We start from the raw sequence: 14,334 nt of genomic DNA, 5'->3' as shown, positions 1-14,334 counted from the left end.
GGCCACTGTCGCCGGACACCACGAACCAAGGACCTTTACATGCTCAATTTCGACTACGCCAACCCCACCCGCATCGTCTTCGGCGAAGGCAGCATCGCCTGCCTGGACGAGCTCGTGCCGGCCGACGCCCGCGTGCTCGTGCTCTACGGCGGCGGCAGCGCCGAGCGCAACGGCACGCTGGCCGAGGTCGGGGCCGCGCTGGGCGCACGCACGGTGAAGCGCTTCGGCGGCATCGAGCCCAACCCGACCTACGAGACCCTGATGAACGCGGTCGAGCAAGTGCGCCGCGACAACATCGACTTCCTGCTCGCGGTGGGCGGCGGCTCGGTGATCGACGGCACCAAGTTCGTCGCCGCCGCGGTCGGCTACGAGGGCGAGCCCTGGGAGATCATGGAAACCCACGGCAAGGACGTCGCCCGCGCGCTGCCGATCGGCTGCGTGCTGACGCTGCCCGCCACCGGCTCGGAGATGAACTGCTTCTCCGTGGTCACGCGCAAGGCGATCCAGGCCAAGTTCGGCTTTTCCAGCCCGCACGTGTTCCCGCGCTTCTCGGTGCTCGACCCGGTCAAGACCTACACCCTGCCCCCGCGCCAGATCGGCAACGGCGCGGTCGACGCCTTCGTGCATGTGATGGAGCAGTACATGACCTACCCGGCCAACGCGCCGGTGCAGGACCGCTACGCCGAGGGCCTGCTGCAGACCCTGATCGAGGTCGGCCCCCAGGCGCTGGCCACCCCGCACGACTACGACGTGCGCGCCAACCTGATGTGGGCGGCCACCCAGGCGCTCAACGGCCTGATCGGCGCCGGCGTGCCGCAGGACTGGGCGACCCACATGATCGGCCACGAGCTCACCGCGCTGCACGGTCTGGACCACGCGCAGACGCTCGCCGTCGTGCTCCCCAGCCTGCTGCAGGACCGCCGCGCACCCAAGCGCGCCAAGCTGCTGCAGTACGCGGCGCGGGTGTGGAACATCCACGACGGCAGCGAAAACGCCCGCATCGACGCCGCGATCGCCCGCACGCGTGAGTTCTTCGAGTCGCTCGGCGTGAAGACTCGCCTCTCGGACTACGGCATCGGCGCCGATGCGATCGAGAGGATCGTCGCCCAGCTCGAGGCGCACGGCATGAGCGCGCTCGGCGAGCACGGCGACATCGACCTCGCCACCAGCCGCCGCATCCTCGAAGCCAGCCTCTGAACCCCCACAGATTCCCTTCAAGCCCCCAACACAGGACAGCTCAAATGTCAGCCCTCTTCCAGCCCTTCAAACTCAAGGACCTCACCCTGCGCAACCGCATCGCCGTGCCGCCGATGTGCCAGTACATGGCCACCGACGGCGTGGTCAATGACTGGCACCGCGTGCATTACCCCACGATCGCGCGCGGCGGCGCGAGCCTGGTCATCGTCGAAGCCACCGCGGTGTCGCCGGAAGGCCGCATCACCCCGAACTGCACCGGCTTGTGGAACAACGCCCAGGCCGAAGCCCTGGCGCCGATCGCGGCGTCGATCAAGGCCGCGGGCGCGGTGCCCGGCATCCAGATCGGCCACGCCGGGCGCAAGGCCAGCGCCAACCGGCCGTGGGAGGGTGACGACCACATGGCGGCCGACGATGCGCGCGGCTGGGCGACGATCTCGCCCTCGGCGACGGCCTTCGGCGCCAATCTGCCCAAGGTGCCGCGCGCGATGACGGTGGAAGACATCGCCCGCGTGCGCGAAGACTTCGTCGCCGCCGCCCGGCGTGCGCTCGAGGCCGGCTTCGAGTGGCTGGAGCTGCACTTTGCCCACGGCTATCTCGCCCAGAGCTTCTTCTCGGTGCATGCCAACCAGCGCGACGACGCCTATGGCGGCAGCTTCGAGAACCGCAGCCGCTTCCTGCTCGAGACCCTGCAGGCGGTGCGCAAGGTGTGGCCGGAACACCTGCCGCTGACCGCGCGCTTTGGCGTCCTCGAATACGACGGCCGCGACGAGGAGACGCTGGCCGAATCGATCGAGCTCACCCGCCAGTTCAAGCGCGAAGGCCTCGATCTTCTGAGCGTGAGCGTCGGCTTCTCGACGCCGACCGCGAAAATCCCCTGGGCACCGGCCTTCCTCGCCCCGATCGCCGAACGCGTGCGTCGCGAGGCGGGACTGCCGGTAGCCTCGGCCTGGGGCATAGACAACCCGGCCACCGCCGACGCCACCGTGCGCGACGGCCAGCTCGACCTGGTGATGGTCGGCCGCGCCCACCTCGCCAACCCGCACTGGTCGATGCAGGCTGCGCGTGCGCTCGGCGTCGAGCGCCCGACCTGGGTGCTGCCCGCGCCCTACGCGCACTGGCTGGAGCGTTATTCGGGCGCTTGATTCAAGGGCCCGGATCAGCGTCCGCGGGGCGATAGCGGCCCCGGGCGCTGCGCGCGGGGGCCCTCACTCTTGCGCCAGCACCTGCAGCGCCTCGTCGTACCACGCGATCCAGCCCTGCTCGTACTGGATGCCGGCCTTGAGGATCAGGTGGTGGATGCGGCGCCGGCGCGTGGGTTCGGCCTCGGGCGCGAAGTCGCGCGCCTCGATCGCGCGGTAGGCACGCAGCTTGTCGGCGTGCAGCGCGCGGCGGCGCACGCACTCGGGCACCATGTCGAGCGGCCCGACGACGGCGTCCGCGCGCAGGCGAACGAGGAATTCGTCGCGCAGTTCGGTCAGCGGCGCCGCCTCTGCCGCCCAGCGCATCAACTCGTCGCGTCCGGCGGGCAGCACGGCGTAGGTGCGCTTGCGCGTGCGGCCGGCTTCGGGATCGGGCTCGGAGTGGATCCAGCCGGCCTTTTCCATGCGACCGAGTTCGCGGTAGATCTGCTGGTGGGTGGCCTGCCAGAAGTGGCCGATGGACTTGTCGAAGCGCCGCGCCAGATCGTAGCCGGACGAGGGTTGTTCGAGCAGCGAGGTGAGCAGGGCGTGGGCGAGCGACATGGGCGGAGTCTAGCCGTGCGCCGCGCGATCATGCAACGCGTTGCATAGTTGGCGTCGATCTTCTACAGTTCTGCAACTGGTTGCATAGTCGGACGGGGACTGCCTGCCGGCGCGCGCGCTCTCCCTCCCCTCTCGCGCGCGAGTCGGCCTCCCTCGCGTCCGCGTCCGGCCATGCGGCCAGCCCCGGACAAGATCACTCAGGATCACTCAGAATCACCCCCGGGCCCACCCACGACCCGGCATCACCCAGAACCATTTGCGAGCGAGACGATGGCCACCTATCCGAACCTGTTCCGCCCCCTGGACCTCGGCTTCACCACCCTGCCCAACCGCTTCCTGATGGGCTCGATGCACGTCGGCCTGGAAGAGGCCGAAGGCGGCTTCGAGCGCATGGCGGCGTTTTACGCCGAGCGCGTGCGCGGCGGCGTCGGGCTCATCGTCACCGGGGGCATCGCGCCCAACGCCGAGGGCCGGCCGTGGAGCGGCGGCGCCACGCTGACCACGCCGGAAGAGGCCGCGCACCACCGCGTGATCACCGACGCGGTGCATCGCGAAGGCGGCAGGATCGCCATGCAGATCCTGCACTTCGGCCGCTACGCCTACCACCCCGAACTCGTCGCGCCGAGCCCGATCCAGGCGCCGATCGCGCCCTTCGCACCGCGGGAGCTGTCCACCGCCGACGTCGAGCGCACCATCGAGGACTTCGTGCGCTGCGCCGAGCTCGCCCGCGAAGGCGGCTACGACGGCGTCGAGATCATGGGTTCCGAGGGCTACCTGATCAACGAGTTCATCGTCGCCCACACCAACAAGCGCACCGACGAATGGGGCGGCGCTTACGAGAACCGCATCCGCTTCGCCACCGAGATCGTGCGCCGCACGCGCGAGCGCCTCGGGCGCGAGTTCATCATCATCTTCCGCCTGTCGATGCTCGACCTGGTCGAGGACGGCTCGAGCTTCGAGGAGGTGGTGCAGCTCGCGCAGGCGATCGAGGCCGCCGGGGCCACGCTGATCAACAGCGGCATCGGCTGGCACGAGGCGCGCATCCCCACCATCGCCACCTGCGTGCCGCGCGCCGGCTTCGCCTGGGTAACGCAAAAGCTGAAGGACCACGTCGGCATCCCGCTGATCGCCACCAACCGCATCAACACGCCCGAGATCGCCGAGGGCATCCTCGCCGAGGGCAAGGCCGACATGGTGTCGATGGCGCGGCCCTTCCTCGCCGACCCGGACTTCGTCAATAAGGCGGCCCACGGCCGCGGCGCCGACATCAACACCTGCATCGCCTGCAACCAGGCCTGCCTGGACCACACCTTCGCCGGCAAGATCACCTCCTGCCTGGTCAATCCGCGCGCCTGTCACGAGACCGAGCTCGTGATCGAGCCGACCACCACGCCGCGCACCATCGCCGTGGTCGGCGCCGGCCCGGCGGGTCTGGCCTTCGCCACCACCGCCGCCGAGCGCGGCCACCAGGTCACGCTGTTCGAGGCCGGCGCACGCATCGGCGGGCAGTTCAACATCGCGATGCAGATTCCGGGCAAGGAAGAGTTCGCCGAAACCCTGCGCTACTTCGGCCGCCGCATCGAGCAGACCGGCGTCACGCTGAAGTTGAACACCCGCGTGGCGGCGGCCGAGCTGGCCGGAAAGTTCGACGAGGTCGTGCTCGCCGCCGGCATCGTGCCGCGCGTGCCCGACATCGAAGGCGTGGATCACCCCAAGGTGCTCGGCTACCTGGACGTGCTGCGCGACAAGAAGCCGGTCGGCCGCCGCGTCGCCATCCTGGGCGCGGGCGGCATCGGCTTCGACGTCGCCGAGTACCTCAGCCACGAGGGCGTCAGCCCCAGCCTGGCGCCGGAGAAGTTCTACGCCGAATGGGGCATCGATGCCGCTTACGCCCACCGCGGCGGCCTGATCAAGCCGCATCTGGAAACCTCGCCGCGCAAGATCGTGCTGCTCCAGCGCAAGACCAGCAAGGTTGGCGAAGGCCTGGGCAAGACCACCGGCTGGATCCACCGCACCGCGCTCAAGAACCGCGGCGTGCAGATGATCGCGGGTGCGAGCTACCACCGCATCGACGACGCCGGCCTGCACGTGACGATCGGCGGCAAGGACCAGGTGCTGGCAGTCGACAACGTGATCCTGTGCACCGGCCAGGAGCCGCAGCGCGAGCTGCAGGCTGCGCTCGTCGAAGCCGGCATGCGGGTACATCTGATCGGTGGCGCAGACGTGGCCGCCGAGCTCGACGCCAAACGCGCGATCAAGCAGGGCATCGAGCTCGCCGCCACCATCGAGAAGGCAGCCTCATCGCCGGCGCTGGTCCACGGCCAGATCCCCGCTTCCCCCAGTGCTGCCGCCATCCCGCTGCCGCAGTTCGACACCCTGCGCCTCGACCTCGACGGCCAGGTCGCGCTGGTGACGCTGAACCGCCCCGACAAGGCGAACGCGATGAACCTGCAGATGTGGCAGGACATCCGCGCCGCGATGCAGTGGGTGGATCGCACACCCGCGGTGCGCGTGGCGGTGGTGCACGGCGCGGGCGCCAACTTCTGCGCCGGCATCGACCTGCAGATGATGATGAGCATCCTGCCCATGGTGAAAGACGCCTGCGAGGCGCGCACGCGCGAGAACCTGCGCAACCTGATCCTCGACCTGCAGGACACGCTCACCAGCATCGAGCGCTGCCGCAAGCCGGTGCTCGCCGCCATCCATGGCGCCTGCGTGGGCGGCGGCGTCGACCTGATCGCGTGCGCCGACATGCGCTACTGCGCCGCCGAGACCTACTTCTCGGTCAAGGAGATCGACCTCGGCATGGTCGCCGACGTCGGCAGCCTGCAGCGCCTGCCGCGCCTGATCGGCGACGGCATGGTGCGCGAACTGGCCTACACCGGGCGCAAGGTCAGCGGCGAGGAAGCCGCACGCATCGGGCTGGTGAATCGCGTGTTCGCCACCCCCGAGGCGCTGCTCGAAGGCGTGATGAAGCTCGCCCACCTCATCGCCGCCAAGTCGCCACTTGCGGTGCGCGGCACCAAGGACACCCTCAACTACGCCCGGGACCACAGCGTGGCCGACGGGCTCGACCGTGTTGCTACCTGGAATGCGGCGATGTTGATGTCGGACGACCTGCAGGCAGCCGTGCGGGCCAGCATCACGAGGCAGGCACCCAGCTTCAGGGACTGAACGCGGGAGCGGGCACGCCCGCTTCCGCATCACCGAGATCCGCCCCCGGGCAACCCGCCCCGGCACGCTTCAGTCGATCGTCACCCTCACGGATGGCGGACGCAGGCCGCGGCGCTTGCGCTCGGCAGCGATGAGTTCGGCAATGTCGGTGTTCTTGCTTTGCAGCGCGAAAGCGTCTGCGGACAAACCCTTGTCGTTGAGCGCGTTGAGCTCGGTCTGCGGCAGCGCGAGCAGGCGGCGGACGACGCCGATGTGGCCGTTGCGCGCGGCGAGCATCAGCGCGGTGGCCTTGTTGGGCGCGAGCGCGTTGACGTCGGCGCCTGCGGCGAACAGCGCGTCGAGCATGCCTTCGCGGCCCTCGAACGCGGCGTAGTGCAGCGGCGCCCAGCCGTCGTGGTTGACCGCGGCACCGGCCTTGAGCAGCGCCTGTGCCACCGCGTCGTGACCGCGCAGCACCGCGAGCATCAGCGCGGAGTCGCCGGCCAGGTTGCGGTAGTCGAGCTTCGGACGGTACTTGAGCAGCGCCGTGACCGTGTCGATCTGGCCTTCGCGCGCGGCGAGGATGAGCAGCGAGTTGCCCTGCTGGTCGACCGTGTTCGGGTCGATGCCGCGCTCGAGCAGGCCGGTGAGCTGGGACGTGTCGCCCAGGCGCGCGGCGCCGAGCGCGTCGTCGTAGCTGCCGGCGATGGTCGCGCACGAGAACAGGCTGCAGGCCGCAAGCGCGGTCGCCGCTAGCAGCTTGCGCGGCAGGATGGACGATCGGGGGTTGCGGGGGGCGATGTCAGACGGGTCTTTGTACATGGCGGAATAGTCGAAAGAAGTTGTCGGTGGTGGCCTGTTCGATGCTGGCCAGCGGCAGTTCGCGCAGGCGGGCGATTTCTTCGGCCACGTGCACGACCCAGCCGGGTTCGTTGGTCCTGCCCCGATGCGGCACGGGGGCGAGATAGGGTGAGTCGGTCTCGATCAGCAGGCGATCGAGCGGCACGCGCCGGGCGACTTCCTTCAGGTCCTTGGCGTTGCGGAAGGTGACGATGCCGGAAAAGGAGATGTAGAAACCCTGCTCCAGCGCTGCCTCGGCCACTTCCCAGCTTTCGGTGAAGCAGTGCATGACGCCGCCCGCCTCACCGGCCTGCTCCTCGCGCATCAGGCGCAGAGTGTCGTCCGCCGCGCTGCGGGTGTGGATGACCAGTGGCTTGCCGGTCTCGCGCGCGGCGCGGATGTGGGTGCGAAAGCGCGCGCGCTGCCATTCGGGCGCGTCCTTCTGCCAGTAGTAGTCCAGCCCGGTCTCGCCCATCGCCACCACCTTGGGATGGTCGGCGAGCGCGACCAGGCGCGCCACGTCGGGCTCTTCGACGCCGTCGTTGTCGGGATGGACGCCGACCGTCGCCCACAGATGGGCGTGGCGTTCGGCGAGACTGCGCACGCGCGGGAAGTCTTCCAGCTTCACGCTGATGCACAGCGCGACACCGACGTCGTTGGCGGCCATGGTGGCGAGGATCTCCTCCTCGCGGCTGGCGAGGTCGGGGAAATCGAGGTGACAGTGTGAATCGACGAACATCCGGATCCTGCGAGTGGGCTGAAAGTACGAGGTGAAAGTGAGGCGCCATATTGATGTGACGCGCCATGGCCTGTACCGGCGCGCAGCGCGCGGCTACAGCGTGTGCGTCGGCCGGTTCGAGCCCAGGTGCCCGGCCAGCACCTGCTCGATACGACTGCGCAGCACCTTGCTCGATTCGTCGGCCGAAAAATGCACGCCGATACCCTGCGTCTTGCCGCCCTGCGCGCCATGCGGCGTGATCCACGCCACCGTGCCGGCCACCGGGTGGCGGGTGGGGTCGTCCATCAACTGCAGCAGCATGAAGACCTCGTCGCCGATCTTGTACGGCTTCGGAGTCGGCACGAAGATGCCGCCGTTGGTCAGGAACGACATGTAGGCCGCGTACAGCGCCGACTTCGAGTTGATGTTGAGCGACAACACGCTCGGACGGGCGACGGCGGGACGGGCAGCTTCGGTCATCCTCGGGCTCCGGCAATGGCGCGGGCGTACCGCATCAGCATGTCTTCGAGCACCAGGCGCAGGCTCAGCGGATGGCGCGACACCTTGTGAATCTGGGCAAGTTCATTGTAGCAGCCGCTCGCCGCGGCCACGCTCATGCGGCTGGCGAGCGCCGAGAGCACGCTCTCCTGCGCCGGAAAGAATCGCACCCGCCCACCCAGGCGCACTGCCGCCAGGTCGCTGACCCAGCGCTGCATCCAGTCGGACAGTTCGGGCAGGCCGAAGCCGGACGCCGTGGCCTCCTTCGACTTGAGCCAGGCTTCCCACTGCCCGGCCAGGCGCAGCACCTCGGCCGCCTGCAGCCCGCCGATGTCGCGCACGAAACGCGCCAGCAGTGCCCCGCCGCCCGCCTGCGCCAGCCGCTCCGCCGCCAGCGGCATGCCGCCGCCGAGCGCCAGCAGAGCCTGGGTGTCGCGGTCGGCGTGGGCCTTCCAGTGCGCGAGCTCAGCCTCCGATGGGCGTGCGAAGTGCCACTGCTGGCAGCGGCTGCGGATGGTGGGCAGCAGCCGGCGCGGCGCCGAGGACACGAGCAGGAACACGCAGCCGGTGGGCGGCTCCTCGAGCAGCTTGAGCAGCGCGTTGGCGGTGAACATGTTCATCGCCTCGGCCGGGTCGAGCACCACCACCCGGCGCGAGCCATGGTGGCCGGTGATGTTGAGCGAGGCCTGCAGGTCGCGGATCTGCTCGATGACGATCTGCGCCGAGGCCGCCTTGGCGGTGGTCTCGCGTGCGGGGGCTTCCGATTCGGCTTCGGTCGCGGCGGCGGCCGCGTCTGCAGCGGGCACGACGCGGATCAGGTCGGGGTGGTTGCCGGTGAGCCGCCACTGGCAGGGCTCGCAGTGGTCGCAGGCGTGGCCGTCGGGGCGCGGGGCATCGCACAGCAGGCGCGCGGCGAGCGCCTCGGCCAGCTCGCGCTTGCCCAGACCCGCGGGGCCGACGAAGAGCAGCGCGTGCGGCAGGCGCTCGCCGAGCTCGATGAGGCGCTGCCAGGTCGGCTGCAGCCAGGTGTGGATCATGATAAGAAGCGCTCGCGCACGATGCGCTCGATCTCGGCGCGGATCAGCTCCGGCGCGCGGTCGGCGTCGATGACGCAGATGCGCTCGGGCGCACGCTCGGCGCGCTCGAGGTAGGCGGCACGCACGCGCACGAAGAAGTCGCGCTGCTCGCGCTCGAAGCGGTCGGGATCGACGCCGGTCGAGGCCACGCGTGCGGCGGCGACCACCGGGTCGAGATCGAACACCAGGGTCAGGTCGGGCTGCAGGCCGGGATGCACCCAGGCCTCGAGGGCGTCGAACTTGTCGCGGTCCAGCCCGCGGCCGCCAACCTGGTAGGCAAAGGTGGCGTCCGAGAAGCGGTCGCACACCACCCAGCGCCCGGCCGCGAGCGCCGGCCCGATGCGCGCGGCGAGGTGTTCGCGGCGCGCGGCGAACATCAGCATCGCCTCGGTCTCCAGGTGCATCGGCTCGTGCAGCAGCAACTCGCGCAGGCGCTCGCCGAGTGCGGTGCCGCCGGGCTCGCGAGTCTGGTCGACATCGACCCTGGCCGCCTGCAGCAGCGCGACCACGGCCGCGATCTGGCTGCTCTTGCCGGCGCCGTCGATGCCCTCGAAGGTGATGAAGCGGCCGCGCGCAGGTGCTTGCGCCTGTTGTGCTGCGGGCGCAGGGGCAACGCGCGTGCTCGGCGTAGTCGGGCTCATGGATGCGTCAGGTAAGGGCCGGACAGGCGGCATCTTGCTCATCGACCGCCCCCATTGCGGATGAACTTGTTCACCGCGCGGTTGTGCTCGGCGAGGTTGCGGGAGAACTCGCTGCTGCCGTCGCCGCGGGCAACGAAGTACAGAAAATCGCTCTTCTGCGGCTGCACGGCGGCACGCAACGCCGCCTCGCCGGGGATCGCGATCGGCGTGGGCGGCAGGCCGGCGCGCGTATAGGTGTTCCAGGGGTGATCGGTATCGAGGTGGCTGCGGCGCAGGCGGCCATCGAAATCCGACCCGAGGCCGTAGATCACCGACGGATCGGTCTGCAGGCGCATGCCGATGCGCAGTCGATTGGAGAACACCGACGCCACCAGCCCGCGGTCTTCCGGACGTCCCGTTTCCTTTTCGATGATCGAGGCCAGGATCAGCGCTTCGTAGGGCGAGCCGAGCGGCGTGGCCGGGTCGCGCTCGGCCCAGGTGCGTTCGAGCTGCGCCTGCATGGCGCCATAGGCACGCTTGAGCACGGCGAGCGCGCCGGAGCGCTTGTCGAACAGGTAGGTGTCGGGGAAGAACAGCCCCTCGAGGTGCTTTTCGCTGGCGCCGATGCGCGCGAGGATCTCGGCATCCGACAGGCCGGCGGTGTCGGCCTCGAGTTCGGGGTGCGATTCCAGCGCCTGGCGCACCTGGCGGAAGGTCCAGCCTTCGACCAGCAGCAGCCCGCTCTGCGAGACGTCGCCGTCCGACAGCTTGAGGATCAGTTGCCAGGGCGTGATGCCGCCATGCACCTCGTAGCTGCCGGCCTTGATCTGATGCGCGCGCCCGCTGATGCGCGCCAGCAGCGTGAGCAGCCGCGCATCGACATCGACCCCGGCGCGCTCGATCAGCCCCGCCGCCTGGCGCATGCCCACCCCGCGCGGCACGGTGAAATCGATCGCATCGGCCTGCAGCGCGAGCGGACGATGCGCGAACCACCACCCCGCACCGGCGACGAGCGTCGCGGCGAGGAGCAGGAACAGGACGAGACGGAGGAAGAGACGCTTCATCGGCAATCGCAATGCCCAGAAAATCCCTGCCGGCGCCATGGGCGACCGGGCTGCGGAGGGCGCTTATAATACTTCATCGCATCAACCCCGAGCCCGCACACCGATCATGACAGTCTGGACCGAACACCTCGCCACCCTGGGCGCCACCCTTGGCGATGCCTCCCTGCACTTTGCCGACGCGGCCAGCGAGGCCCGCGCCGCTGCCGAGACGACCATCGCAGTGCCGCTGCTGCACCTGGGCACGATCCGCTCGGTCGGGCCGGATTCCGCGGTCTTCCTGCACAACCTCGTCTCCAACGAGGTCAAGAAGCTCGACGCCGACGCCGCCGAGTGGAACAGCTTCAACTCGCCCAAGGGCCGCATGATCGCGAGCTTCCTGATGTGGCCGGAGGCCGAAGGCCACGCGCTGATGCTGTCGGCCGACATCCTGCCCGCCTTCCTGAAGAAGTTCTCGATGTACGTGCTGCGCAGCAAGGTCAAGCTGTCGGACACGAGCGCCGAGATTGCCCTGATCGGCATCTCCGGCCCGAACGCCGCCGCAGTCGTGCAGGCGACTGGCACCGAGCTGCCGGGCGCCGACATGAAGCAGACGCTCGCCGCATCCGGCCTGCGCTGCATCCGCCTCGGCGCGACGCGCTACCTGCTCGCCGTGCCGGTCGCAACCGCGCCGGCCACTTACGACGCCCTGCTCGCCGCCGGCGCCGAGCGTGCCGGCACCGCAGCCTGGCAACTCACGATGATCCGCGCCGGCCTGCCGCTGATCACCGCGCCGACGCAGGAAGAGTTCGTCGCGCAGATGCTCAACTACGAACTCATCGGCGGGGTCAATTTCCACAAGGGTTGCTACCCCGGACAGGAGATCGTGGCCCGCACCCAGTACCTCGGCAAACTCAAGAAGCGCACCTACCGCGTCGCGCTGCCGGCCGGTGTCGAGGCTGCGGCAGGCATGGATGTGTTCGCGCCCGATTTCGGCGAGCAGTCCGCCGGCAAGCTGGTGAACGTGGCGCCGACCGCCGACGGCGGTGGCGAGGCGCTCGCGGTGCTCCAGTCGAGCAGCGCCGAAGCGGGCGAGCTCCACCTCGGCGCGCCCGACGGCCCGCGCCTCGTCGTGCTCGCGCTGCCCTACGCCCTCGGCTGAGCTGCGCGAGTCGATCCCCGATGTGCCTCGTCGTCTTTGCGTGGCGGGTCCACCCGCGCTATCCGCTCGTGCTCGCCGCCAACCGTGACGAGTTCTTCAAGCGCCCAGCGGCGCCGGCGCACTGGTGGACCGATGCGCCCGATCTGCTCGCCGGCCGCGACCTCGAGGCCGGCGGCACGTGGATGGGCTTCAACCGCAACGGCCGCTTCGCCGCGCTCACCAACTACCGTGACCCGAGCCGTCACGTTGCAGGCGCGCCCTCGCGCGGTGCGCTGGTGCGCGATGCGCTCGAGGACACGCGCGATGCCGCAAGCTGCCTGCACGATCTGGCGTCCTGGGCTGGCGCCTATGTCGCGTTCAACCTGCTCGTCAGTGATGGCGAGCAGCTCGGCGTGCTGGAGAGCACGACCGGCGCGGTGCGCATGCTGCAGCCCGGGGTGTACGGCTTGTCCAATCACCTGCTCGATACGCCCTGGCCCAAGCTGGCGAAGGCGCGCGCAGGGCTCGAGCACGCACTGACCACGCTGCCCGACATTGCCGGTCTGCAGGATCAAAGCAGCGACGACGCCCTGGTCAGCACGCTGCTTGCGCTGATGCGCGACCCTACGCCGGCGGCCGACCCGCACCTGCCGGAAACCGGCGTCAGCCTCGAATGGGAGCGCTGGCTGTCACCCGCCTTCATCCGCGCCCCAGGCTACGGCACGCGCTGCAGCAGCGTGGTGCTGCGTGACGAGACCGCGCAGACGCGCCTCGTGGAATGGACCTGGGATGTACATGGCGAGCTGCGCAGCCAGGTCGAGCACCGCTTCAGCCCGAGCGTGAGGGCCTGAACCACCGCCCGCCGGTCGCCCCCCGATCGGCGCCCCGTCCGCTACAGCGTCCGACGCATCGCCCGGTGGGGAATGCCCGCCTCCATGAAGACCTCGCCATACTCGTCGAAGTCATGGCGACGGTAGAAGGCGAGCGCACGCACCTGCGCATTGAGCGCAACCTCGACGAGTCCTGTGCGCACCGCCTCCGCGACCAGCGCTTCGAGCACGGCACCGCCGACGCCCTTGCCGCGCAGCGGCGCGGTCACCGCCATGCGCCCGATGTGGCCATCGGGCAGCAGGCGGCCGGTCGCCACCACCGCACCGGCCTCGTCGCGGGCGATCGCGTGACGGCTCACGGCATCGAAGTCATCGCGCTCGATGTCCTCAGGCACGCCCTGCTCCACCACGAACACCGCCATGCGCAGCGGCATCACCTGCGCCTCGGCCCGCGCCCAGTCGGCAATCTCTACACGTACTTCCGGCGCGTTGCTCCGTGGCGAGGTCTGGTGCTGCTCACTCATTCGACGATCTCCACTTCGGTCCCCACGGGCAGCAGTTCGAACAGTTCGATGATGTCGCGGTTGCGCATGCGCACGCAGCCATGCGAGCGCGGCACGCCCATCGGCTGGTCGTCGCCGGTGCCGTGGATGTAGATGTAGCGCCGCATCGAATCGACACGCCCGCCGCGATTGCGCCCGGACTCCTCGCCGCACAGCCACAGGATGCGCGTCAGCACCCAGTCCTTGCCCGGGTGCGCGGCGGCGAATTCCGCGCTCCACACTTCCCCGGTCGGCCGCCGGCCGCGGAACACCGCGCCGCAGGGCGCGCCGGCGCCGATCCGGGCGCGGATGCGGTGGCGGCCGCGCGGCGTGCAATAACTGCCGGATTCCTCGCCCACGCCATTCGCCGCGGTCGACACCGGGTAGCGGCGGATGCAGGCGCCGTCCTCGCCGAACAGCAACAGCATCTGCTGACCGATATCCACGCGCACCCGCATTCAGGCCACCAGGGTCTTGCTGCGCCGCGCGGCGAAGAAGCTCGACAACATGCGCCCGCAATCGTCGGCGAGCAGCCCGCCCTCGATGCTGGCGTGGTGATTGAGCCGCGTCTCGGCAAAGAGGTCGAGCACGCTGCCGGCGACGCCGGTCTTGGGATCGCGAGCGCCATAGACGACGCGTGCGATGCGCGCATGCATGATGGCGCCGCTGCACATCACGCAGGGCTCGAGGGTCACGTAGAGCGCGCAACCGGGCAGGCGATAGTTGCCGAGTCGCGCCGCAGCATCGCGCAGGGCCATGATCTCGGCATGGGCGGTAGGGTCGTGGCGGCCGATCGGCTGGTTGAAGCCGCGGCCGACGATCTCGCCGTCGAGCACCACCACGGCGCCCACCGGCACCTCGTCGCAGGCCCCGGCCTGGCGCGCCTGCTCGAGGGCCGCGCGCATGTAGTCTTCGTCGTTCATTGCTGCAGTCGTCC

15 protein-coding genes are annotated in these 14,334 nt (G+C 69.7%); 5 read left to right on the top strand and 10 right to left on the bottom strand.

The features are described from left to right. The first annotated feature begins 39 nt into the window (after positions 1-39). Entirely contained in the window at positions 40-1,197 is a 1,158-nt protein-coding gene (locus tag RBT54_RS02860) for an iron-containing alcohol dehydrogenase (RefSeq protein WP_320363898.1), read from the top strand. Positions 1,198-1,241: 44 nt separating this feature from the next. Then, positions 1,242-2,339 (top strand): NADH:flavin oxidoreductase/NADH oxidase, encoded by a 1,098-nt coding sequence (locus RBT54_RS02855; RefSeq protein WP_320363896.1) that lies wholly within the window; start codon positions 1,242-1,244, stop codon positions 2,337-2,339. Positions 2,340-2,402: 63 nt separating this feature from the next. On the opposite strand, the gene RBT54_RS02850 is transcribed toward RBT54_RS02855, so the two are convergent. Further along, on the bottom strand, positions 2,403-2,939 hold the full coding sequence (locus RBT54_RS02850; protein WP_320363895.1) for a PadR family transcriptional regulator: 537 nt from the start codon (positions 2,937-2,939) through the stop codon (positions 2,403-2,405). Between the two features lie 270 nt (positions 2,940-3,209). Here RBT54_RS02850 and RBT54_RS02845 point away from each other — a divergent pair, with 270 nt between their 5' ends. Next, complete coding sequence (locus tag RBT54_RS02845; protein WP_320363893.1) at positions 3,210-6,113, top strand: crotonase/enoyl-CoA hydratase family protein; 2,904 nt, start codon at positions 3,210-3,212, stop codon at positions 6,111-6,113. A 69-nt stretch (positions 6,114-6,182) separates the two neighbouring features. On the opposite strand, the gene RBT54_RS02840 is transcribed toward RBT54_RS02845, so the two are convergent. The 6 genes from RBT54_RS02840 to mltG all read right to left on the bottom strand — a co-directional run bounded on the left by RBT54_RS02840 (position 6,183) and on the right by mltG (position 10,908). Continuing rightward, positions 6,183-6,914 carry an ankyrin repeat domain-containing protein gene (locus tag RBT54_RS02840; protein WP_320363891.1) on the bottom strand — a complete coding sequence of 244 codons (732 nt, stop codon included), beginning with the start codon at positions 6,912-6,914 and terminating at the stop codon, positions 6,183-6,185. Continuing rightward, on the bottom strand, positions 6,895-7,671 hold the full coding sequence (locus RBT54_RS02835; RefSeq protein WP_320363888.1) for a TatD family hydrolase: 777 nt from the start codon (positions 7,669-7,671) through the stop codon (positions 6,895-6,897). The genes RBT54_RS02840 and RBT54_RS02835 overlap by 20 nt, the downstream gene beginning before the upstream one ends. A 93-nt stretch (positions 7,672-7,764) precedes the next feature. Continuing rightward, entirely contained in the window at positions 7,765-8,130 is a 366-nt protein-coding gene (locus tag RBT54_RS02830; protein WP_320363886.1) for a PilZ domain-containing protein, read from the bottom strand. Then, positions 8,127-9,185: a DNA polymerase III subunit delta' gene (gene holB, locus RBT54_RS02825; protein ID WP_320363884.1), complete on the bottom strand. Its 1,059-nt coding sequence runs from the start codon at positions 9,183-9,185 to the stop codon at positions 8,127-8,129. The genes RBT54_RS02830 and holB overlap by 4 nt, the downstream gene beginning before the upstream one ends. After that, positions 9,182-9,907, bottom strand: a complete 726-nt coding sequence (tmk, locus tag RBT54_RS02820) for a dTMP kinase (RefSeq protein ID WP_320363883.1) — start codon at positions 9,905-9,907, stop codon at positions 9,182-9,184. The genes holB and tmk overlap by 4 nt, the downstream gene beginning before the upstream one ends. Next, the gene (gene mltG / locus RBT54_RS02815; protein WP_320363881.1) at positions 9,904-10,908 is read right to left on the bottom strand and encodes an endolytic transglycosylase MltG; all 1,005 of its coding nucleotides are present in this window, start codon (positions 10,906-10,908) and stop codon (positions 9,904-9,906) included. The genes tmk and mltG overlap by 4 nt, the downstream gene beginning before the upstream one ends. Before the next feature lie 106 nt (positions 10,909-11,014). Between mltG and RBT54_RS02810 the strand changes: the two genes are divergently transcribed. Both RBT54_RS02810 and RBT54_RS02805 read left to right on the top strand, forming a co-directional pair. Next, on the top strand, positions 11,015-12,046 hold the full coding sequence (locus tag RBT54_RS02810; protein ID WP_320363878.1) for a folate-binding protein: 1,032 nt from the start codon (positions 11,015-11,017) through the stop codon (positions 12,044-12,046). A 20-nt stretch (positions 12,047-12,066) separates the two neighbouring features. Next, positions 12,067-12,876: an NRDE family protein gene (locus RBT54_RS02805; protein ID WP_320363876.1), complete on the top strand. Its 810-nt coding sequence runs from the start codon at positions 12,067-12,069 to the stop codon at positions 12,874-12,876. A gap of 41 nt (positions 12,877-12,917) precedes the next feature. Here RBT54_RS02805 and RBT54_RS02800 read toward each other — a convergent pair whose 3' ends face one another. The 3 genes from RBT54_RS02800 to tadA are packed head-to-tail and all read right to left on the bottom strand — an operon-like array spanning position 12,918 to position 14,320. Continuing rightward, on the bottom strand, positions 12,918-13,379 hold the full coding sequence (locus RBT54_RS02800; RefSeq protein ID WP_320363874.1) for a GNAT family N-acetyltransferase: 462 nt from the start codon (positions 13,377-13,379) through the stop codon (positions 12,918-12,920). Beyond that, positions 13,376-13,855, bottom strand: coding sequence for a L,D-transpeptidase (locus tag RBT54_RS02795; protein WP_320363872.1), 480 nt, complete (start codon positions 13,853-13,855; stop codon positions 13,376-13,378). The genes RBT54_RS02800 and RBT54_RS02795 overlap by 4 nt, the downstream gene beginning before the upstream one ends. Next, a complete protein-coding gene (tadA, locus tag RBT54_RS02790; RefSeq protein ID WP_320363871.1) occupies positions 13,856-14,320 on the bottom strand; it encodes a tRNA adenosine(34) deaminase TadA in 465 nt (154 codons plus the stop codon). Positions 14,321-14,334: the final 14 nt, after the last annotated feature.

This window comes from Thauera sp., assembly GCF_034003485.1.
Lineage (GTDB): Bacteria > Pseudomonadota > Gammaproteobacteria > Burkholderiales > Rhodocyclaceae > Thauera.
This window is presented reverse-complemented; position numbering and strand designations above follow the sequence as displayed.

Bases quoted from the DNA above. Each gene is read 5' to 3' on its own strand.
- RBT54_RS02860 (WP_320363898.1), top strand. From the start codon at position 40: ATGCTCAATTTCGACTACGCCAACCCCACCCGCATCGTCTTCGGCGAA.
- RBT54_RS02855 (WP_320363896.1), top strand. From the start codon at position 1,242: ATGTCAGCCCTCTTCCAGCCCTTCAAACTCAAGGACCTCACCCTGCGC.
- RBT54_RS02850 (WP_320363895.1), bottom strand. From the start codon at position 2,939: ATGTCGCTCGCCCACGCCCTGCTCACCTCGCTGCTCGAACAACCCTCG.
- RBT54_RS02845 (WP_320363893.1), top strand. From the start codon at position 3,210: ATGGCCACCTATCCGAACCTGTTCCGCCCCCTGGACCTCGGCTTCACC.
- RBT54_RS02840 (WP_320363891.1), bottom strand. From the start codon at position 6,914: ATGTACAAAGACCCGTCTGACATCGCCCCCCGCAACCCCCGATCGTCC.
- RBT54_RS02835 (WP_320363888.1), bottom strand. From the start codon at position 7,671: ATGTTCGTCGATTCACACTGTCACCTCGATTTCCCCGACCTCGCCAGC.
- RBT54_RS02830 (WP_320363886.1), bottom strand. From the start codon at position 8,130: ATGACCGAAGCTGCCCGTCCCGCCGTCGCCCGTCCGAGCGTGTTGTCG.
- holB (WP_320363884.1), bottom strand. From the start codon at position 9,185: ATGATCCACACCTGGCTGCAGCCGACCTGGCAGCGCCTCATCGAGCTC.
- tmk (WP_320363883.1), bottom strand. From the start codon at position 9,907: ATGAGCAAGATGCCGCCTGTCCGGCCCTTACCTGACGCATCCATGAGC.
- mltG (WP_320363881.1), bottom strand. From the start codon at position 10,908: ATGAAGCGTCTCTTCCTCCGTCTCGTCCTGTTCCTGCTCCTCGCCGCG.
- RBT54_RS02810 (WP_320363878.1), top strand. From the start codon at position 11,015: ATGACAGTCTGGACCGAACACCTCGCCACCCTGGGCGCCACCCTTGGC.
- RBT54_RS02805 (WP_320363876.1), top strand. From the start codon at position 12,067: ATGTGCCTCGTCGTCTTTGCGTGGCGGGTCCACCCGCGCTATCCGCTC.
- RBT54_RS02800 (WP_320363874.1), bottom strand. From the start codon at position 13,379: ATGAGTGAGCAGCACCAGACCTCGCCACGGAGCAACGCGCCGGAAGTA.
- RBT54_RS02795 (WP_320363872.1), bottom strand. From the start codon at position 13,855: ATGCGGGTGCGCGTGGATATCGGTCAGCAGATGCTGTTGCTGTTCGGC.
- tadA (WP_320363871.1), bottom strand. From the start codon at position 14,320: ATGAACGACGAAGACTACATGCGCGCGGCCCTCGAGCAGGCGCGCCAG.